This window comes from Knoellia sp. AC549 (genome assembly GCF_979258975.1).
In genome coordinates this window covers 1,068,309-1,089,193 of record NZ_OZ409890.1, presented here as the reverse complement: position 1 = coordinate 1,089,193, position 20,885 = coordinate 1,068,309, and the positions used below count along the sequence as shown (strand labels likewise).

Genomic DNA, 20,885 nt, shown 5'->3' with positions numbered 1-20,885 from the left:
TGGTGCGGATCCTCCATGGGACCGATGACTTGCCCGGCCACTCCCGCGAGTCCTTCAGCATGCAACAGCCGTTGCGCGCTGCCTCGGCCGCAGCTGCCGGGGCGTCACTACATGCCGCGGTGCATGTTTTGGCGCCTCTGACCGTTGGCACGAGCAATCCGGAGACCCTCTCGGGTGCCGCGGCCGCGGTGAGCATGGTCAGGCGATTCCTCCATACCGCACAGGAGGCGCTGGGCTGCCTTGTCCTTCACCTTCAGCGGGGACTCTCGTTGTACGGCCAGCAGGAGAACGAGCCGAGCCCTGGGGGCGATCGGCGCGACCACTGCAGCGTCGTCCCGCTGAGGCTAGGGACCGTCCGTTGGCGGTCCCTGGCTATCTCCCCCGGGTGCGCTCTGGGTGGATAGACGTGGGTCCGATCGAGCACCGGGATCACAGAGACACCGCGGCAAGAGAGGGGCGCGGTACAGGTTCGGCCCCAGCCAGGCGGTGGATCCGCTCCATGGTCTCGGGTGACCTCGAGCACCGGCGCAGGTAGGCGGCGAGTGGCTCACCCAGACCGGCACGATCCACCTCGCGGTCCCCTGCCTCGGAGACCGCGGCGGCCCATGATGCTGCGAGTTTGGGCGTGAGGTAGCTGAGGGCGATCACAAGGCCGGCGCCGATGCTCGCGGCGATTGCCGCAGGCCGTCCGTCGATGAGGCCCTGTACGAGCGCGATGCCGCCGACGATGAACCGCAACCGCCACGCAAGTCCAGCCAGCGGGATCCAGGCAAACCACCGAGCAGCGCCTACGCCGACGGTGCGGACGAGTTGCCATGGCACCGTCCAGAACTCCAGGGCCGCGTCACAGCGGACGACTCCGGCGCGAACGGTCCCTGCCGCGTGGGCGATGACCGCGGCCGCCTGGTCCGAAGGCAGATGGCCGTCGCGTACAGCCGCGATCAGCCCACCGGAGACGATCACAGAGCGCCGCCCCACACCGCCGCTGGAGATCGGGTGAACAGAGTCTCGAACCCAAAGTCGTGTCACCGGCGGGCCCAACCCCCGCTGACACAGCAATGTCACGGCCGGGGCAAGGAGCCGTTCCTCTGCTGTCGTGAGGCGCCGGCCCCGGAACAAGGCCCGGATGGCGAAGTCCTCCGCCACCCCACAACTCAACGCGGCCATGGCCACCAGCCCACCGACGAATAGGACCCACCCTGCCAACGGCGGCAGAAGCGGAGCGAAGGTCACGGTCAGCAGCGTGCTCGCCACCACGGCGGGCGCGAACGCGGCCACCTTCAGGATGGATCGATTCACCTGGACCACCTCTCTCGGTAGATGCACTAGTGCGACATGTTCGACTCTGTCGTGTTCTGACCGCTGGCGCATCGCTGGCCGGCGTTCGTGTTCAGCCCAGTGTGATCCCCGGGTCCGCCATGCCGCTCCCGTCATCCACAGGCCTCCCGACTGGTACTCGCGGCGACGGCCATGGGCGTAGGTGATTAGGCGTTGTCGAACGCACCGAGGAAGAAGGACGCAATGAACTCCAGCACGATCACAGAACTGAGCAGTCGCCGTGCCCTCGAGAGGGTCGTCCAGCTGCTCAGCTGCGCCTCGGCGCGGGCACACGCCCTCTCCTCTGCGCGGCACGACCTCCCCATGGGCGCACTCGGTCTCGGGGCACAGCTTGCGGTGAGCCAGGCGCTCGAGCTGCTGCCGCCGGGCGCCAACGTCGACGAGTCGGTCCCTGGTCATGCCACGCCGATCGACCTTGTGAGGGCGGCCGAAGCCGTCACCCGGACCGTGCCCATCGACCAGTTCCCACCGGGCACCTCTCAGCTCATTGTCGCGATCTGCGACCTGATCCGAGACCACGGATGACTTACGGCGATCACCGCACCGTAGGTGAACTTCTCCTGGATTCGGAGTTCTTGGCACGAGATGTCCTCACGAACCCAGCCCGGATGGATGGGCGCGCGATGCTGCGTACCTGGGGCGAGGTCGTCGAGAGTGCCGGCGAGCTCTGGGAGACGCTCCCGCGCGGCGCAGACCCCATGGTCGGAGCTTCACCCGACCGCGGAGACGCACTGATGGGCCGTCTCCAGGCCATGAACTCCACGTTGATGAGAAATAGCCGCGGACGCGAGTGGCCAGGTGAAGGCCCAGCCGACGAACGGCTCCTCACCATCTCAGGCAACCTCACCCGGGCCGCGGAACTCGTCCAGCGATACCGCTCGGAGGTGACCCTCACGCGGGCACTGGTCCAGGCAGACCTGGCCGCGGTAAAGGTCCGACTGATGCACACGCTGTACATCGGCGCACACGGTGTGCACGTGGCCCTCGGTCAAGACGTGCGCGCACTGCAGGACGGCCGCTCCGCAGGCCTAGCCACCAGTCCCCTGACCCCCGTGCGGGCTGCGCGTGACCGTCTCGCCTCGTTCGAGGCGATCGCCGGCTCCTACGTGTCCCGCACCTACCCCGCAGCACTGCGTGACGAGCACCGGTCCACGCCAGAACTCAACCGTGTCAGCAACGCACTGGCGACATGGGAGATTCAAGCGCATCGCACCTTGGCCACCTCCGTCAGTGGTGCCAATCTGATGGCGATCACTCAGACTCATGCCTGGGTGCTGATGGCCAGTCAAGGGCTGCTCCACGCCGCCGCGGAAACCGGAGCCATCGACAAGGATCAGTTCAGAGAGCGACTCTCCCCCGCACTGGAGGCCGCCCAAGCCGGTTGGGGGGACCTGGCCACCAGCTGGCAGAACCTCACGCCGCCGAGCGTGCAGCGCATCACCCCAGATCTCGTAGGGGCCACGCACGAGACCAGGGCTGCGCTCCTCGAGCTCGTCCACGACCGCACCGGCCCCGCCAGCGCTACGACAATCGCGACCCGGGCAGACCTCGTGGATATCGCCCAAACGCTCCAACAGACCATCTCCGCTTCAGTCGACCTGGCACACGAGGTGCTCACGGCCACCGGCGACACCACAATCACGGTCGGTGCACGAACAGCATTGACCATGTCCACCGAACTGGACTTACACCGACCACGTAACCGGGCTGACCTCATCGAGGCCGCAGTCGACGCCAACGACGTCGTCGGCAACCGACAAATCTCCCTGCCAGACCCGATCAGAGGCGCCCTCAAGCAGCAAGGGCAGCGAGTCGTCGACACCAGCACGTCTGCCGCCCGTGCTGCGGCAACCCTCGACCGTGCAACGGAAACCTCCCAGACATCCCTCGAGCGCATGAACGGTCGCAGCGATGAACGCCGCGCGCCTAGCAGGGCTATGGTGCCTAACCAGCGGGCGTATGGACGTTGAGCCTGCCTCCGGTCAACCAGCCGTAGATCCCGCACGAGCCGTCGCCGGCGCGAGCCCTCGACTTGCGACGGGACATCAATTTGAGATAGCCGGGGACTGTGGGGAACTCTGTGTAAGTGAGCTTCGCGCGAACGCCCAAACTCAAAATCACTCTCGAGCAGCTTCGATCCAAACAGGAACAGACCGGCCTCTAGACGACTCCGAGCGCGAACTCATCGACGACCTCACGGGCGTTCAACCGCCGTTGGAGGTTCCCCCAGAATCTTGACAGTCGTCTCGCGGCAGAGGTCGACCTCTACGTGAACCAACCGTCACGCTCGGCGATCGCAACCAACGGCTCCTGCGTGTCGATCTTCGTGCGCAACACCTGGGCTGCCCGATGCACTACGAACGCTGGCCATCCGCTGGGGTCGGAAAGTACCTCCTTTGCCCGGGCCGGGTTTAGGCACGGAACTGCCGGCGGTCAACCCGCAACAGCACGTGACTGCCGTGGCAAGGGACAAGTAGGGGCCAACACGAAACATGACCACGGCCTACTCCGAGTGGTCATGCCTGCTTCAGTTGACTTGATAATACGCAACCGTCGGCGCGAAAGACGCTGTGTCACAGCGGATCTTCTCATTCGGTGCAAGGGCTCCTCCCTGCCTATTAACGAGTTCGGTCGAGATGTGTGGCGGAAGCGAGCACGCCAGCCGAACCTGGGGATGTTCAGGCGACGAGCTTGTGCTGGACCACCCTCCCCGCGTTAGCCGGCTTCGGCAACCGCGACGAAGTTGGACACCCGGTGGCCGTCCGGTCGGTATCCGCCGTCGTCGTCGCACGTGATCAACGCGATGCGTCGCACCGACCGGTTCGCTCCCCAGACGTCCTTGTCACGACTCACCGCTTGCTTCGTCGCCACCCGGGTCGCGGTTACGGTGTACGTGACCGGCTTCCCGCGGGAGTCGACGACGGCGATCTCGGCACCCCGCCTGATGTCCTCGAGGTTGACGAAGACTCCGGGCTTGTCGCCATCAACGACGTGCCCGGCAACCACTGCGGTCCCGACCTCACCGGGTCGGACCCGGTCGTAGCCCGTGACCCACCCCAGCACTCCCGCCGGTGGGTTGACCACACCGTTGACGGCCGACGTGCGCGAAAGGACCCCGCTCACGCCGATGCTGGGCGCCGAGAACATCATCGGCGTGGTCGCCTCCGACGGGGTCCCGCTGGCTGGACGGGGCGTGCCCACCGAGACCGAAGACGGGGAGACCCTCACCTCGCTGCTGCAACCGGCTGAGAGGGCGAAGGTACCGACGACCACCATGCCGACCCGGGCACGGGTGAGCCTGCAGTGGACAGACAGGAAGCGGGTCGGACCGCGAAGCCCCTCCCGCATCCCGGAGTGCTCGACCATCATGCGCAAGTCACCTTGACCGTCGTTATGTATCAGTGCTCTTCCTTGCGTTGCATCACCTGGACGGAGGCACCGGCCTTGGCTGCGAAGCGGAGGTCCATCATCTTGGCCGCACAGATGGCAGCGGCACCGCGCGAGATCGTGGTCATGGTGCTCAAGTGGGCTCCTTGTCGTCGGCTTACATGGCCGACAGTGATGGCTGGCTCTCGCCTCAACCGGTGTGGCTGGGCAGGACCCTGAGGGAACGGATCCGCGAAGTCCTTAACACTGGAACATAGGGTGGGATCGATAGGCAATAGCGAGTCGCGAGCGGAAATGACCCTCAACATGGTCGAATCGGCCAAGGGACCGATAGCCCCCGGGGGTGCGGTTGGCAGCGCCGGAACGGTCCCCAACTGCGAATAGTAGCGACGGCCCACCCTAAGAGTGGGTGCGGCCATCGCCACTATCCAATTTGTCCGGCCCTACATGGTCAGTTGTCGACCTTGAGCACGCCACAGACGGCCGGGTCGGTCGCCTCGGCGGGCAGGTTCGGGTCGAGCTCGCTGGCACCCGCGCCTTCGAAGTCGTAGATGCCGTTGCCGTTGTAGTCCACGCCGTGGATGACGAGGACGCCCTCGCCGTCGCGGATGGAGTCGGCGATCTGCTTGGCCGTGCCGCCGCCACCTTGGTAGCCGGTGCCTGCGACCCGGGTGAACTTGATGTTGTCGCGGCTGTAGTGGTACGAGCCGTTGGATGAGACCGGGAACCGGCTCACGTCCAGGAAGCTGGCGGGCGTGGTGTCACCACTGGTGTTGAGCGAGACGACGACCGGACCGTAGGCCGGGATGCCCTCGACGGTGTTGATGCGTCCGTCGTCGTTGGAGTCCAGCGCCGCCGTCGGGCACTCGTTGAGAGCCTCTTGGCCGTAGTGGATGTGCTGGGCGTGCGGGGCATTCGGCGTGAGGCCGTGAGCGTGGACGTCGATGTTCTGGATGCGCTGGTTGCGGACCGTGGCGGTGGCGGTCCCCGAGGCGTTCGAGCCGTTGAGCTCGTCCAGCTGCGCGCTGAGACTCACGGTCCTCTCAGCACCCTTGCCGGACGGTGAAGGGGAGGGGTGGGCCGAGGCCGAGCCAACGCCTAGGGACGCTGCTGCGACCAGGGCGAGAACGGAGGTGCCAAGGAAAGCTGTCGTGCTTCGTTGCATGATGTGCTCCAGGGGGTGAGCGACCAGGGAGGCGGTCTCGACGGTCCACCCCTGTTCGGAGCCGCTGGCACGAACGGATTGGCTGAGGCGTCCCTCACCCGGCTCTCACGTGGCGGCAACCGTCAAGTCAACCGAAGCTGCACACCATGGCCACAGTCCAGCTGCGCCAAAGCCATCTGGGGGCCACGGGCACTTCGACCGCAGCAAAACCCAGGGGAGGACTTCCAACGAGTCCATGCGACTGCTCAAGCGTCGGCTCTCCGACATCGTGTACCGAACCATGACCAACAACCAGCCGAATACGTGGGTACCGGGTCCGGGAGAGCAACGGGACACCGACTGACTCCAGCGCGGTCGGCCGCTCACAGCCCCACACGAACACCTTCGGACAGGCGACGGCTTGTATCCGAGCGACGTCACACGAGTTTGGGACTCGATGGAGTGGAACCGAGCACCCGAATGTCCTCGAGGTTATATATCGGCGCTTGCCCGCCTCAGCGGTTTCTGACCCCGGTACAGGAAGCGCGCAGGGGCCGGCGGGCGACTACCCGCCCAAGCGCCGCCACTGCGGCGACCGTGACGGCCACGACACCTAGGTAGAGGGAGGCTTGGACGCCCGAGCACTCAGCGAGCGCGCCTCCAGCGGCCGTGCCGATGGCGAATCCGACCCAGTTGGCGGTGACCAGCATTCCGAAGGCCCGGGCGCGTCGATGCGGTGCTGCGGCCTCACCCAGAAGAAGCGTCTCGAGTGCGTCGGTTGGGCCGTTGCACCCTCCGGTCAGCACGAGGAGCAGCAGCGCTGGCAAGAGTGTGGGTTCGCTGGTAAGCACCGCCATTCCGACGGCGTACAGCGCGAGCGAGGCTGCGAGCTGGAGCCATCGGGCAGTGGGTGGTGCCCATGCGCCATAGAGCAGGCTGCCTATGATCCCGCCGCCGGCGACCAGGCTGAGCAGGATTCCGGGAGCTGACGTCCGCGGGGATGGCGAAGGCGATGAGCGACACCTGCAGAGCGCCGATGCCCACGGCCCCCAACACGGCCACGATGAGGATGGTGATCTGCTCTGGTGCGGATCCGCGTCCACGCGCATGCCGTTGGCGCGGCGTGTGGGGCGGCGGTGAACTCGCGCGCCGCAGCGGGCCCAGTGAGAGAACGACTCCGGTGACCGTACAGCACACCGCGAAGGCCACCGCATGTTTTGGCGACGCCACAGCGGCTATAGAACTGACCAGCACGGGGCCGAGGAGAAAGGTGGCTTCTCCGGAGACGCTCGAGGTGGCGAAAAGCGCCTGACGAAGATGCGGTTGGTCCACCTGCATCCACAGTCGCCCAACGATCGACGACATCGGTGGGGTCGCCGCCCCTCCAAGCGCGGACAGGACGACGAACACCCACGTCCGACAGCCCATAGTTGCTGCAAGCACGAAGCCCCCCAGTCCGGCAGCGTGAAAGGCCACCGCCACACCCATGAGGGGCACTACTCGAGACGAGTCCGCTAGCCATCCGGTGAAGGGTGCAGCCACGGCCAGTCCGACCGCGTAGGCGCCGGCGACGAACCCGGCAACGGCGTAGCTGTTCGTGGCTTGGTAGCTGGCCAGGAGCAGACTGAGACCTGCCATCCCGGACGCGACTTGGGTCATCACCCGAGCCAAGAGCAGTCGACTAGCGTCTGGGTGACCTAGTGCCGCAACGTAGGCCCCCGTTAGCCGCCGGGTCATGACGGGGCATGGGTCTTGGCCGCGAGAGCCGAGAGCGCTGCGGCTGCCAGGAGCAGTAGTGCCGCGCACACGAAGCCGACGACAAGACCGTCGCGCACGGCGCCCACGGCCCCGGGAGAGTGGTGCGTGGCGGCGACGGTGACTGCGACCACGTTGAGCACGGAGATGCCAATCGCGCCACCGATCTCCCGGAAGGAGTGGGTCAGCGCACTCGCCGCGCCGACGTTGTCAGCCGGAAGATCCTCCAAAGCCCGGCTCACCACTGCGGTGAGTGCGCCGCCGAGTCCTAGACCCACCAGCAATTGTCCAGGTGCTAGCACCAACCACGCAGACACGTCGGTCATCAGCAGGCCGAGCCCGCCCATCCCGACGACGGCCACAAGGAGCCCTCTGGTGATGGTGGTTGGTGCACGGTCAGAGCAGCGTCCGATACGGCGGCCGGCGACGGAGGCGCCCACGAAGATCCCGACGCCGACCGGGACGAAAGAGGCCCCTGTCTGCAGCGGCGAGTACCCCAGCCCCGTCTGCAGGTAGTACGTGAGAAGGAGGTAGAAGCCGTACGCAGCGCCGTTAGCCAAGAAGATGACGCCGAAGGCCGAGCCGCGCACTCGATGAGTCAGGACCGATAACGGCAGCAACGGCGCCTCGGCCCGCGCCTCCCAGACCACGAAGCCCACCAGAAGCAGGACTCCCGTCGCCAGCATCAGGAAGGTCACCGTTGTCGCGCTGCCTGACTCGGCGATCGTGGATATCCCGTACAACAGGCACGCGGTGCCAAGTGTGGAGGCGATGGCGCCCGTGACGTCGAACCCCCGCCGCTGCGTGCGGTCACTTTCCTGCAGGGTCACGGCGGCCATCACCACTAGCAGCACGCCCAGCGGCACGTTGACCAGCAGACACCAGCGCCATGAGGCCGCAGACGTCAGGAGTCCGCCCAGCAGCATGCCGACGATGCCGCCACTGCCAACTGCGGCGCCGAAAATCGCGAAAGCCCGGGCGCGAGCCGGACCGTCTGGGAACGCACCGGTAAGCAAGGCCAATCCTGCTGGCGCGAGGAGTGCAGCGCCGACCCCCTGTCCGAAACGTGCACCGAGCAACATCGGCCCGGTGAACGCGAGACCGCCCATCGCTGAGGCGAAGGTAAAGACGACCACCCCGACGATGAAGACCTTCTTCATCCCCACGATGTCGCCAAGCCGCCCACCGATCAGCAAAAGGCCACCAAAGGCCAGCGAATACAGCGTCACGACACCGGCCCGGTCCGCGTCGTCCAACCCAAGATCTGCTTGCACTTGGGGAAGCGCCACATTGACCACGGACGCGTCCAGTACGACGAGCAGTTGCGCAATGACGGTGACCGCCAGAACCCAACCTCGTTTCGTCGCCCTGTTTGGCAGTGTCGCTGCCCCTGTTGCTGTCATCGCGCTTCCCTTCTCGGTGTTTAGTTACAGCCTGTCACAAACTCGCAGAAATCGGCATGCGGGTCTGACACACTGGCTGTGTCATCGCGAGGAGGAGTGAAGGAGAACCCGTGCCAAGTCCCTCGTCGGGAAGCCGTCGTCGAGGGCGTCCTGCCGTCGTCGACGAGGCATCGATCGTTGAGGCGGCGTTGGCCGTGGGGTTCGCCGAGCTGTCGATGTCGGCCGTCGGCAGACAGCTAGGCCTGGCCCACTCCGCGCTCTACCGCTACTTCGTTGACCGCGACGACTTGGCGGCGGCAGCGATCGACCGTGCGGTGGCTAGGCACCAATGGCCGGCGCCCGAGGAGGACTGGCGCCAGTACGTGCGCCAGTTGGCGGCCTCCTATTGGGAGCTCTACGCAGCACACCCAGGCTTGGCTGCGGAGGTAGCAGGGTTGCGAACAACCTCCGAGGCCATGATCGCGCTGACCAACCGGTCAGCCGGAGCGCTTGTCACCGCAGGTTTTGAGGCGAGCACTGCCGTGCTGGTGGTCGACATGCTGGGCGACTTGGTCACCCACGCTTTCGTGCCTCCCGGCACCGGTCAACAACCAGCTGGGCACGGGCCGGAGTCGGTCGAGCAGTCGAAGCGTCGGCGGGTCGAACTGTTGAGCCCCTGGATCGACCACCTTGACCCCCAATTGCGCAGTGCCTTCGCAGCAACGATCCGTCGCACCCCGAGGGAGCAGCTGACCCGGAAGATTGAGGTGATGATTGCGGGGCTCGCACCAGAGCGCACCCTGTGACCGCGCCTCCGACCCGCTTGTCGCCGACGTTTGATGTCGAGAAGTCGCCACGTCCTCACATGCGAGCGATGGAGCCAAGACTGCACGAACGTGGCCACGGCATCTTGCACGATCGGGCGGGTGTGGCGACGAAGCGGGGGGGCTGCTGGTGCCAGGCCCCGGCCAAATCCTCGCCCAGACCCCTCTCGGCTGCGGCACCTGACTCGCTCCCTTAATGCGTCCGATTCCGGATCGGAACCGGAGGGGTGGGCGTTCCTGGAGGGCCTCGACGCGGTCGGCTCTAGATGGTCCGACGGGCGGTGACCGCGGCCAGGGCCGTGGTGATGGGGACTGCTGCGATCAGGCCCAGGGTGGCCACGACGCTGCGGACGATCTCCTGCGCGATGACCTGCGTGGTGATGACGTTTCCGATGGAGCTGTTGTTCGCCGCGATCAGGATGAGCAGCGGTAGGGAGGAGCCGGCGTAGGCCAGGATGATCGTGTTGATGACGGAAGCGATGTGCGCCCTGCCGACTCGGGCGCCTGCCCGGTAGAGCTCACGCGCCCCATATCCAGGGTTGGCGCGGGCGAGCTCGGTGACGGTGGCTGCTTGGGTGACCGTGACGTCGTCAAGGACACCGAGGGTCCCGATGATGATTCCCGCGAACAGCAGGCCCTGCAGGTTGATGCTTTGGGTGGTGGCCAAGAAGGTTGAGGATTCGTCTGCGAAACCGGTCAGGTGCAGGCCGGTGACAGAGAGCTCGGCCAGCACTCCGGTCAGAACCAGGCTTCCCAGCGTTCCGATCACAGCCACTGATGTCGAGAAGGTCAGCCCGTGGGTGAGGTAGAGGACGGTGAGCATGATCGCGGACGCTCCGACGAGGGACACGAGCAGTGGCGACTCGCCAGCAAGGATCGCTGGGACCACGAAGAGCAGGAGTAGGGCGAAGGTCACGGCCAGCCCGACCAGTGCTGACAGTCCGCGTCCTCGACCGAAGGAGAGCACTGCAGCGACAAACGCGATCGCGAGGTACCACAGCCCCTTCGTGCGCTGGTGGTCGACGATGTCGTACTGGCTACCGTCCGGGTTTTCGGTCGACACGACGATGACCTCGTCGCCGTCTTCGACGGTGGGGGCACCGGGCCCGTTGGGTAGCTGGACCACGACGTCCAGGCCGTTGTCTGGACCCTCGGCGACCTTAACCTGCACGGTTCCGCAGCCGTTCACGTTCACGGTTGCTCCGCCCGGGAGCGGCTCCTGACCTTCAGGGGCTTCGGGGCACTTCTCCTTCGTCACCTTTGTGACCGTCGCCGCGTACTGGTCGGCGCGGCCGGACTGGTCGGCGACGTTGCTGGGAGGTGGCCACAGCCAGATGAGGGCGAGAAGCGTGATGAGGCCCGTGGGGACGATGACGGCCAGGGCTATGGACCGCATCCGTTGCGTGTCTTTACCGGCGTGACGTGAGTGGTGCTGAGCCATGATCAAAGGCTTCCTGTACGAGATCGATCCCCACCGAAGGAGCCCCGTGGGCGGCACCGTTGCCCGATACTACGGGTCGGCCTCGAGTGCAGATCGGGCTCAGGCGGTCTCGTATCCAGCGGAAGCGATCGCAGTACGCACTGCGGCCTCGTCAACGTCCTCACCTGTGGCGGTGACGGTCGAGGCGCCCAGGTCCACTACGGCACTCGAGATGCCGGGAACGGACTCGACCGCGGTGCTGACCTTGGTTGCGCAGCCGCCGCAGGTCATGCCGTTGACGGTGATGGTGGTGGTGGCGCTCATGGCTGGATCCTTCTTTTGTTGGGGGCTCGCCTGTTTCGATACAGGCCGGAGGCAGTATACCCTTAGGGGGTACATGTATGTCTCGAGGTCAGTCGGCGGAGGTGAGATTGTGCAAGCCGGATGCAGCCCGCGTGCGAGAATCGGATGCATGTTGGCCTCGGTTGCGGCATGGCGCGGATGGCGGCTGGTCGCTGTCTTCGTCCTTGCCCTGGCCGTGGTGGGGATGCATTCCTTAGGGGCGGGTCACCACGGCGCCACAACCTCTGTAGGGCACGGCTCCCACCAAGCGGCCATAGGGGCTGCGGGCGAGACACACGATCATCTGCTCGTGACCAGTCCAGGCCATGATCACCACCCCGCCGCTGAGGCAGCGCCCATCGTCATGCAGAGCGTGATGAAGGCCAGCGTCGTAACGGCATGTATCGGGTGCTTGGGCGGCGCAGAGGCCTTGGGTGCCATGTGTCTGGCGGTGGTATCGAGCTTGCTCGTCTTGGCGCTGTTGCTCTCCTTGCGCCATCTGTTGCGTGGGCGTCCTGCCCTCACGTTTCCTCTGTGGTGGCGTGCAGCTGTGACGCCGCGCTCACCCTTGCGGCGAATGGCCCTGTCACCGATCGAGGTTTGTGTGCTGCGGACGTGAGCAAGGGCGCGGGCCCATGTCCGCACCCCGACTCCTTCCTGCACGCCCAGTAAACCCTCGAAACGGAGAAACACCATGAAGCGCATCACCCGTGTCCTTGCCGTGTCCGCCCTCGCGGCCGCGACCCTGTCCGCCTGCGCCGACGACGGCGGGCATGACATGGACAACATGAGCAGCACCCGCTCCCCAGCGGCCACGACCTCCCCCTCGGGACAGGCCGCACCCGGAGCACACAACGACGCCGACATCGCTTTTGCGACCGACATGATTCCCCACCACGCCCAAGCAGTGGCCATGGCCAAGATGGTGCCGACCCGCGCCAGCAGCCAGCAGGTCAAAGACCTCGCAGCACAGATCCAAGCTGCACAGGACCCCGAGATCAAGCAGATGTCGGGGTGGCTCCAGGCGTGGGGCGAGCCCGTGCCGCCAGCAGGGGAGATGCAGCACGGCGACGGCATGATGAGCATGGAGGAAATGGGTCAGCTTGAGACCGCCAAAGGCGCCGCGTTCGACAAGATGTGGCTGCAGATGATGATCAAGCACCACGACGGTGCGATCGCCATGGCCCGCACCGAGCTGACCGAAGGCAACGACGCCGAGGCCAAGAAGCTGGCGCAGGCGATCGTTGACGGCCAGAGCAAGGAGATTGCCACCATGAACTCTCTCCTCGCTGGCCAGTGACGCGTGCGATCACGCATCCTGCTTCCACTGGTCGCGGCGGTCGTGTTCGCGGCGCTGATAGCCGCCAGCGGCGGACTGTTCGGGCCCGACGACTCCGCCCCGGAAGATCTCGCTGTCGGTAGCCAGAAGAGTTCGAACTCGCTGATCACCGGGCATGTGCACGGGATCGCCCGACACCCCGACAGTGGTGACGTGTTTGTCGCCACCCACGACGGGTTGTTCGTGATCACAGGTTCGGACCCGCCGCGGTCCGTCGGTCCGACCATCGACCTCATGGGCTTCACGATCACGAAGTCAGGTGACCTGCTTGCTTCTGGGCATCCCGGGGTCGGAACAGATCTCCCTCAGCCCGTGGGACTCATCGAGTCAGTCGACGGCGGGAAGACCTGGGCTGTCCGTTCTCGGGGTGGGCAGTCCGACTTCCACGCTTTGAGTGCCTCGGCACGTGGCGTCCTCGGCTACGACGGCGCCCTGCGGGTCAGCCAAGACGGCCTATCCTGGCGAACCTTGCCCTCACCGCAAGAGGTGACGTCGCTAGGCGCTTCTCCCGACGGGCAGCAGCTGTTGGCTGCCACCGGCGCCGGACTTCAGGCCTCGAGCACCGGAGCAGAGGCGTGGGCGCTCGTGCCTGACGCGCCTGCCCTGGTACTCGTGGACTGGGCCGACGAAAACCGGGTCGTTGGCGCGGATCGTGCCGGTGCCGTCTTCTCCAGTGGTGACGCCGGTCGCACATGGAAGCGGGTCCCCGCCAAGGCACTGGGGCCACCCCAAGCCCTGAGTGCCAGCATCCAAGATGGGCGTATGGAGATCTTGGCCGTGACCCACGCGGCCATCCTGCGCTCAAGCGATGAGGGCGCGGCCTTCACGTCGCTGGGCTGACACGGCGCCAGAGCACGTGCAACCGTGGCCCTGACTCGCACCGACTACCCCGTTGTCGATGGCAACGGGGTAGTCGGCGCGGAACTCAGGCCCGGTCCGCGCGCTGGGGCCCCGGTGTGAGCGCGAGAGCGATGAGTGCCGACGCTGCGGCAGCGGCTGCGGCGACAGCGAACCCACGGGTGAAGCCGTCGTCCGTGGCGCCGGTGAGACTGACCGCGGCCACGCTGGAGATGACCGAGGCACCGATGGAGGCACCAAGCTCGTGCGAGGTGCTGACAATTCCCGAGGCGATCCCTGCCTCATGCGGGGCGACCTGCCCCAGAGCAGTCGCGGAGGCGACCACGAACAGTGCGCCGGTTCCTGCCGCGGCGATCACGACACCGACCAGAGCCCAACCCACTTGCAGGGAGAGGGCTGGGATCGCCATCCCTGCCGCCGCCAGGCCAAGACCGGACACAGACAACGCACGCACACCCAGGCGGGCGAGCAACCGCCCGGTCAGCTGCGCGCCGGTCATCGTGGCCAGTGCCACCGGAAGGAACAAGAGTCCGGCGGTCATCGGCCCGTAGCCCAGGCCGTGCTGGAAGTAGAACGTGCCCAGGAAAAAGACCGCAACCATCAGGGCAGTTGCAACGAAGATCAAAAATGTCCCAGTCGCAACGGGCCGGCGAGCCAGCAGACGCACATCCATCAGGGGGGTGGCAGTGGTGCGCTGCCATGCCACGAACAAGGCAAACCCGATCGCGGAAGCCGCGACGAGCACACCGGTGCGAGCAGCGAACCAGCCCGTTTCACCCGCCCCGACGAACGCGAAGATCAGGACGACCGACGACGCCGTGACCAGTGCCGCGCCCAGAACATCGAGGCGACGATTTGTGAGTGACGTCAGGCCGGTCGGCAGCATCCTTGTCAGCGCCACCAAGATGACCAGGCCGATCGGGACGTTGACCCAGAACACCCACTCCCACCCGGGACCTGCGGTCAGCAAGCCTCCGACGAGGACACCCAAGGCCGCGCCCCCACCACCGAGTGCGGACCACACCCCCAGTGCCCGGTTGCGTTCCTCGCCCTGAAACAACGAGACCACCAGCGACAACGCGGACGGCGACAGGAGCGCGGCGCCCGCTCCTTGCCCGACACGACCCAACAGCAGCATCTCCGCAGAGCTGGCGAAGCCGGCCATCAGGGACGCTGCCGTGAACAGAGTCAACCCGGTGAGCAGGACGCGACGAGCGCCGAAGATATCGGCGAGCCGGCCGCCCAGGAGCATCAGGCCACCGAAAGTCAGGGTGTAGGCGCTGACCGTCCAGGTCAGAGCCTCCCGGCCAAGGTCCAGATCGCTCTGGATGTGCGGCAGCGCGATTGCTACCACGGTCACGTCCAGGATCAGCATCAGCTGGGCTACTCCCAAGAACCCCAGAATTTTCCAGCGTGCAGCATGCGCTGCTCCTACCTCGATGGGATCTGATACGTGCTGGCTCGTCATGTCGTTGCCTCCACCTTCGTTACTCGTACCTTGATGTACGACTTAGAACCGTACCCTAAGTCGGATATTCCCGTACGAGTTAAGGTGGCTCATGACTTCGCCCCGAGGGACCGTCCCCCCGTCGACGGGGCGGCGTGCTGAGCGCTCAGATGCGCACGAGAACCGGCTACGGATCTTGGATGCGGCTCGCCGTCTGCTCAGTCGCGATCCGAGCGCGACCATGGAGGGCATCGCGCACGAAGCGGGTGTTGGCCGGATGACGCTGTATGGGCACTACCGCACGCGCGCGATCCTGCTCACGGCTGCGCTCGAACGAGCCCTCGCGGACGGCGAGGAGCAGCTCAGCGGCATCGACCTCGGCGGCCATCCTGGCGAAGCCTTAACCCGGCTGCTCACCTCGAGCTGGGGGCTGGTCGCCGAGTCGGCCTCTCTGCTCACCGCAGCCGATGGCGTGGTACCGGCCGATCAGCTCAAGGCCATGCACGCCGAACCAGCGCTGCGGATCACCGCCCTACTCCGGCGAGGACAAGCCCAGGGGACCTTCCGTCGCGACCTGTCCGCCCAGTGGCTCGGAAGTGCGATCCACTTCATCTTGCACGGTGCTGCCACAGAGGTACGCAACGGCAACCTCCTGGAAGATGAGGCAGCCCGCGTTGTCGTGCGGACCATCAACGCGATGGTTCGCCCCTAGGCGCGTCCGCAGGACCCTCAGGAGACTGCTCCGAGGAACGTCATCATCAGGTATCGCTGCACCAGATGGTCCCCGTGAAGTCGCAGCTTACTCAGCCACGAGCGCACATCACCTCGCTCAGGCCGGTTGTTCGGACGGACCTGCCTGCCCGTCACCCTTCGCGACTTCTGGCCCACCTGGCCCCAGCAGCGCCCCGATCCTCACGTGGCGCGATCTTCTAAGACCAGCCAAACCACACCTTCGGCATACGCGAGGATCAACCGTCGGTGACCTGAGCACACAGAGCAGCACGCGAACTGACGGCAGTGCCTGCCGTAGACAAATACCCCTAGGGGGTATATGTTGGTTGGCATGAGCCACCCCACTGAACACGCCGCCGCTACGACCACGGTGAAAGATCCTGTGTGTGGGATGGACGTCAACCCCGACGTCAGCACCCACCGGACAGAGCGCGACGGCCACACGTTCCACTTCTGTTCTGCAAAGTGCAAGGCCACGTTCGACGCCGATCCTGGGGCGTACTCCTCGGCCGGCACCGACGGTCCGCCCGACCAAACCAGCGCGCATCACCATCATGGCCAAGGCCCTGCCGGGCACGGCGCAGCATCGACACCTGCATCTGGGGACGTCGCGGAGTGGACCTGCCCGATGCACCCGGAGATCCGGCGACCCGGCCCGGGTTCGTGCCCGATCTGCGGGATGGCCCTCGAACCCGTGATGGTGACCGCAGACAGCGGGCCCAGCCCTGAGCTGGCAGACATGACCCGCCGTTTCTGGACCGGCGTTGCCCTGTCGGTCCCCGTGGTCATCCTTGGAATGGGTGGCGACCTGATCCCGGCGATCCACGACGCGATCTCACCGCGCGCGTCTGCTTGGGTGCAACTGGTCTTCGCCACCCCCGTGGTGTTGTGGGCCGGGTGGCCGTTTTTCCAGCGGGGCTGGACCTCGGTGCGCACCCTCAAGCTCAACATGTTCACCCTCATCGCCATGGGCACCGGCGTCGCCTGGCTGTTCAGCGTCATTGCCACCCTCGCACCGGGGATCTTTCCTGAAGCCTTCCGGATGGATGGTGCGGTCGACGTCTACTTCGAAGCCGCCTCAGTCATCACCACCCTCGTCCTGCTTGGTCAGGTCCTCGAGCTGCGGGCCCGCGAACAAACCTCCGGCGCCATCAAAGCCCTACTCGATCTCACCCCCGACACGGCACGTCGCATCGACCCTGACGGCACAGAACACGAGGTGACCCTGGACCAGGTGAACGTGGGTGACCGGTTCCGGGTCCGGCCGGGCGAGAAGATCCCCGTCGACGGCCTCGTAGAGGAGGGGCGTTCGACCCTGGACGAGTCCCTCGTGACCGGTGAGTCGATGCCGGTGACCAAAGCCGTTGATGACACTGTCATCGGCGGGACCATCAACCAGACGGGGTCGCTGATCGTGCGGGCCGAGAAGGTCGGTCGCGACACCATGCTCGCTCGGATCGTCCAGATGGTCGCCGACGCGCAACGCTCGCGCGCACCCATCCAGCGAGTCGCGGACCAGGTGGCCGCATGGTTCGTGCCGGCCGTGATCGTTATCGCGATCGTCGCGTTCGCGGTGTGGGCTGCGGTCGGACCCGACCCACGGCTGGCTCACGCGCTCGTCGTGGCCGTGTCCGTCCTGATTATCGCGTGCCCCTGTGCCCTGGGACTGGCGACGCCGATGTCGATCATGGTCGGCGTCGGGCGAGGAGCCGGGCTTGGGGTCCTGATCAAGAACGCCGAAGCCCTCGAACGGATGGAGAAGGTCAACACCCTCGTCGTAGACAAGACCGGAACCCTCACCGAGGGCAGGCCGTCCGTGACACAGGTCGTCACCACGGCGGGGTTTGAGCAGGACGACCTGCTGCGTCTGGTGGCCGGGGTAGAACGAGCCTCCGAGCACCCCCTCGCAACAGCCATCGTCAACGCCGCCACCCAGGCCAGCCTGTCCATTCCGGATGTGGCCGACTTCGATGCACCAGTGGGCAAGGGAGTGGTCGGAACGGTTGAACAGCGCCAAGTTCGGGTCGGCAGCTCGTCCTTCCTGACTGGTGAAGGACTCGACCCGAGCGTGCTGACGACACAGGCGGACCAGCTGCGCGCCGACGGTGCCACGGTGATCTTCGCCGGCGTGGACGACCAGGTCGCTGGCATCATCGCCATCGCCGATCCGGTCAAGAAGACAACGCCGGAGGCCGTGAAGGCGCTGCGCGCTGAGGGCATCGAGGTCGTCATGCTCACCGGTGACAACCGCGTCACCGCGGAAGCGGTGGCGCGCCGACTCGGCATCGACCAGGTCGAAGCCGAGGTCATGCCTGACCACAAGGCCGACGTCGTCAAGCGGCTGCGTAGCCAAGGACGCGTGGTGGCCATGGCAGGCGACGGCGTCAACGACGCACCCGCCCTCGCCGCCGCCGACGTGGGCCTAGCAATGGGATCAGGAACCGACGTGGCCATCGAGAGCGCCGGCATCACCCTGCTCAAGGGCGACCTGACCGGCATCGTGCGAGCACGCAACCTGTCCCAGGCGACCATGTCGAACATCCGACAAAACCTCGTGTTCGCGTTCATGTACAACGTCGCAGGCATCCCCATCGCCGCTGGAGTCCTCTACCCGACGTTCGGACTCCTGCTCTCGCCGATGATCGCCGCAGCCGCCATGGCGCTCTCTTCGGTTAGCGTCATCGCGAACGCCCTACGCCTACGAACACGACGCCTGTGAGCAATAGCAGGGTCGAACCCCGGGGTTGATTGGCCGGTCGCCTCTAACGATTTACCAACACCTCTTCAAATCGGGTAGTAGTACCTCTGAATACACCCCCCGAGCGTCTCCCCTCGGGGGAAAACCATGCCGGACTGAAGGGTCGGGGTCATGCCGTCTGGTAGCCGCCGGCGGAGGCCATCACAGCACTTATTGCGGCAGAATTCCACACCGCGAAGACTGGACGGAGAGCAAATTCCAGCATGTTGACCCCACCTGCGGCGGCACGGCGCGAATGGCAGCTGGTAGCCGTCATCGTGTTGGCGTTGGCCGTGGTGGGGACGCACTCCCTGGGCGCTGGACATTACGGCGCGACCGCATCAGATGGCAGCGAATCCCGCCAGATGCTGGCGGCGGTCACGATCGAGGCACTCACGGCGCGGGCTGCTGCTGGCCTCGGGACACCCTAGAGTCGGGACGGACTCCCGCAGCGAGTCGGGCTCATCGGGTCAGCCGACGGCGGACGCCATGGTCCATGCCTATCCCGAGCATGCTGTGACGCTCATTGACGACCGGCGATCAAGCGTTGCGTGCGATCCACAGCAATCCGCGGCGGACCTCAAGGGGAGACGGCGACGCCTGCGGAGCGTCGAGTGTCAGCGACGCCGGAGACCGCACGTGACTCCCAGTCGACTGCGAGTGCCTGAACTGACCCCCATGAGGCGCGGTAAGCCTTGGGCATGACACGGGTGCGGTAGCCGAGCTTCTCCAACGCCTTGACGTGGCGGGAAGATTCCAACCGCATGAGCCCGTTGTCCAGTTTGAACCGGGCCGCTGGGACTGCCTGTTCGAGGCTCTGGCCGAGCAGTGCCCATCGCAGCACCACGGAGGCAGTGGTGTTTGGTATCTGACTGCCTCCGGGCGCTCCGATGACTAGGGCCGGCCGGCCGTTGCCGTCGAGCACCATGGAGGGGGAGCTCCAGGTGACCGAGCGTCGCCCTGGTTGCGGGCGATTTGCGGGCCCATTGCCGATGAGGTCGAAGCGCCCCAGCTGGTCGTTGAGGAAAAACCCGGCCGTGTAGGTCTGGGATCCCCAGTAACTGGTGATCGTGTTGGTCATGGAGATCGCCATGCCGTTGGCGTCGACGACGGAGATGTGTGTCGTGTTCGGGTCACCGGAGTTGTCGGGCCCGGTCTTGGCGGACGGTTCTCGTTTGAGGGTTTTTGCGAGGGCCGCGTTGCGGGCACGGTCGGTGATGGTGTCGAGCGGGACGTCGATGAAGTCGGGGTCACCGAACCAGCGGTGGACGGAGCGCTCGGCCACCTGCCAGCCCCGGGACAGCATGTCGATGAACTCGGGAGAGTCTTCCGCGACCTCTCCGATACCCAGGGCTTCTGCGATCTGTGCCATCTGGATGATCGCGCCACCGGGGAGGGCGGGTGCCCCGGAGAGGAAGGTGAAGCCGCCCAGGGCACCGCTGGCGGGCGCGGAGTGCTGAATCTTGTAGGCGTCGAGCGATGCCGCGTCCAGTCCCGGCACTCGGATGAGCTGCGGGGTCAGTGCGCCGTTGTAGAACGCGGCCGCACCGTCGGCGGCAAGGAGCCGCATCGTCGCGGCGAGTTCCTTCTGCACGAGGGTGTCGCCCCGGCGCAACACGGTGCCGTCCTTGCGGTGGAAGTGCTCGAGGTCGCGGACGACTCGTCGCCCGCGGGCGGTGGCCAGCGTGTCGGCGAGGTATCCCGAGACCGGCCCCCCGTTCTCTGCGATGGTGATCGCCGGCTCCAGGAGGTCGGCCCACTTCTGAGTGCCGTAACGCTCGTGCAGGTCCACCATGCCAGCCGCGAACCCTGGAGTTCCCACCCCACTGGAAGGCACCTTGCCGGACCGGGCGACCACCTCGCGGTAGTCGTGGTTGGTGCGCTGGTCACCGTGGACGACGATGCTCACTCCTCCACCGCCGATGCCCGAGGACGCGGGCTGCATGACGGCGTCGGCGAAGCCTGCGGCGATGGCGGCGTCCACGGCATTCCCGCCCCGTCGAAGGACGTCCATCGCCGCTTCGGTGGCCAGTGGGTGGCCGGTGTTGGCTCCAAAGGCGCCGAGGGCAGGAGGACGCGATGAGGGCACCTCGTGCGACGTTGTCCCCGTCGCGGTGGGTGTCACGTCGGGCTCGTTGTTTGAGCAACCAGCGAGCAGTGTCGTTCCGATGAGGCCGCTG

At 66.1% G+C, this 20,885-nt stretch carries 17 protein-coding genes and 1 pseudogene; 7 read left to right on the top strand and 11 right to left on the bottom strand.

Going from position 1 to position 20,885, the window contains the following annotated elements:
* Positions 1-429 precede the first annotated feature (429 nt).
* Positions 430-1,299, bottom strand: a complete 870-nt coding sequence (locus ACZZ98_RS05300) for a hypothetical protein (protein ID WP_463515264.1) — start codon at positions 1,297-1,299, stop codon at positions 430-432.
* Positions 1,300-1,521: 222 nt separating this feature from the next.
* On the opposite strand from ACZZ98_RS05300, the gene ACZZ98_RS05295 reads away from it, so the two are divergent.
* Together ACZZ98_RS05295 and ACZZ98_RS05290 are read left to right on the top strand one after the other, a co-directional pair.
* Positions 1,522-1,863 (top strand): hypothetical protein, encoded by a 342-nt coding sequence (locus ACZZ98_RS05295; protein WP_463515263.1) that lies wholly within the window; start codon positions 1,522-1,524, stop codon positions 1,861-1,863.
* Positions 1,864-1,961: 98 nt separating this feature from the next.
* Positions 1,962-3,308, top strand: coding sequence for a hypothetical protein (locus tag ACZZ98_RS05290; protein WP_463515262.1), 1,347 nt, complete (start codon positions 1,962-1,964; stop codon positions 3,306-3,308).
* Between the two features lie 745 nt (positions 3,309-4,053).
* Here ACZZ98_RS05290 and ACZZ98_RS05285 read toward each other — a convergent pair.
* From ACZZ98_RS05285 to ACZZ98_RS05260, 6 genes and pseudogenes are all read right to left on the bottom strand, one after another.
* Positions 4,054-4,488 (bottom strand): class F sortase, encoded by a 435-nt coding sequence (locus ACZZ98_RS05285; protein ID WP_463515261.1) that lies wholly within the window; start codon positions 4,486-4,488, stop codon positions 4,054-4,056.
* Between the two features lie 248 nt (positions 4,489-4,736).
* A complete protein-coding gene (locus ACZZ98_RS05280; protein WP_463515260.1) occupies positions 4,737-4,862 on the bottom strand; it encodes a hypothetical protein in 126 nt (41 codons plus the stop codon).
* 314 nt (positions 4,863-5,176) lie between these two features.
* Positions 5,177-5,761, bottom strand: a complete 585-nt coding sequence (locus ACZZ98_RS05275; protein ID WP_463515259.1) for a hypothetical protein — start codon at positions 5,759-5,761, stop codon at positions 5,177-5,179.
* A 623-nt stretch (positions 5,762-6,384) separates the two neighbouring features.
* Entirely contained in the window at positions 6,385-6,978 is a 594-nt protein-coding gene (locus ACZZ98_RS05270; RefSeq protein WP_463515258.1) for an MFS transporter, read from the bottom strand.
* Positions 6,893-7,606 (bottom strand): annotated as a pseudogene (locus ACZZ98_RS05265) (MFS transporter); the annotation flags it as partial. The pseudogene ACZZ98_RS05265 and the gene ACZZ98_RS05270, both read right to left, overlap by 86 nt.
* Positions 7,603-9,027: an MFS transporter gene (locus ACZZ98_RS05260; protein WP_463515257.1), complete on the bottom strand. Its 1,425-nt coding sequence runs from the start codon at positions 9,025-9,027 to the stop codon at positions 7,603-7,605. The gene ACZZ98_RS05260 and the pseudogene ACZZ98_RS05265, both read right to left, overlap by 4 nt.
* 194 nt (positions 9,028-9,221) lie before the next feature.
* On the opposite strand from ACZZ98_RS05260, the gene ACZZ98_RS05255 reads away from it, so the two are divergent.
* A complete protein-coding gene (locus ACZZ98_RS05255; RefSeq protein ID WP_463515256.1) occupies positions 9,222-9,812 on the top strand; it encodes a TetR/AcrR family transcriptional regulator in 591 nt (196 codons plus the stop codon).
* A 280-nt stretch (positions 9,813-10,092) separates the two neighbouring features.
* On the opposite strand, the gene ACZZ98_RS05250 is transcribed toward ACZZ98_RS05255, so the two are convergent.
* Positions 10,093-11,271, bottom strand: a complete 1,179-nt coding sequence (locus tag ACZZ98_RS05250) for a YibE/F family protein (RefSeq protein WP_463515255.1) — start codon at positions 11,269-11,271, stop codon at positions 10,093-10,095.
* Between the two features lie 99 nt (positions 11,272-11,370).
* On the bottom strand, positions 11,371-11,574 hold the full coding sequence (locus ACZZ98_RS05245; RefSeq protein WP_463515254.1) for a heavy-metal-associated domain-containing protein: 204 nt from the start codon (positions 11,572-11,574) through the stop codon (positions 11,371-11,373).
* A 739-nt stretch (positions 11,575-12,313) separates the two neighbouring features.
* Between ACZZ98_RS05245 and ACZZ98_RS05240 the strand changes: the two genes are divergently transcribed.
* Both ACZZ98_RS05240 and ACZZ98_RS05235 read left to right on the top strand, forming a co-directional pair.
* Complete coding sequence (locus ACZZ98_RS05240) at positions 12,314-12,892, top strand: DUF305 domain-containing protein (RefSeq protein WP_463515253.1); 579 nt, start codon at positions 12,314-12,316, stop codon at positions 12,890-12,892.
* Positions 12,893-12,895: 3 nt separating this feature from the next.
* The gene (locus tag ACZZ98_RS05235; protein ID WP_463515252.1) at positions 12,896-13,771 is read left to right on the top strand and encodes a F510_1955 family glycosylhydrolase; all 876 of its coding nucleotides are present in this window, start codon (positions 12,896-12,898) and stop codon (positions 13,769-13,771) included.
* Positions 13,772-13,856: 85 nt separating this feature from the next.
* On the opposite strand, the gene ACZZ98_RS05230 is transcribed toward ACZZ98_RS05235, so the two are convergent.
* Positions 13,857-15,257 (bottom strand): MFS transporter, encoded by a 1,401-nt coding sequence (locus ACZZ98_RS05230; protein ID WP_463515251.1) that lies wholly within the window; start codon positions 15,255-15,257, stop codon positions 13,857-13,859.
* A 91-nt stretch (positions 15,258-15,348) separates the two neighbouring features.
* On the opposite strand from ACZZ98_RS05230, the gene ACZZ98_RS05225 reads away from it, so the two are divergent.
* Positions 15,349-15,948: a TetR/AcrR family transcriptional regulator gene (locus ACZZ98_RS05225; protein ID WP_463515250.1), complete on the top strand. Its 600-nt coding sequence runs from the start codon at positions 15,349-15,351 to the stop codon at positions 15,946-15,948.
* 351 nt (positions 15,949-16,299) lie between these two features.
* Positions 16,300-18,687: a heavy metal translocating P-type ATPase gene (locus tag ACZZ98_RS05220; protein ID WP_463515249.1), complete on the top strand. Its 2,388-nt coding sequence runs from the start codon at positions 16,300-16,302 to the stop codon at positions 18,685-18,687.
* Positions 18,688-19,285: 598 nt separating this feature from the next.
* Here ACZZ98_RS05220 and ACZZ98_RS05215 read toward each other — a convergent pair.
* Entirely contained in the window at positions 19,286-20,830 is a 1,545-nt protein-coding gene (locus ACZZ98_RS05215) for a gamma-glutamyltransferase (protein WP_463515248.1), read from the bottom strand.
* Between the last annotated feature and the right edge of the window lie 55 nt (positions 20,831-20,885).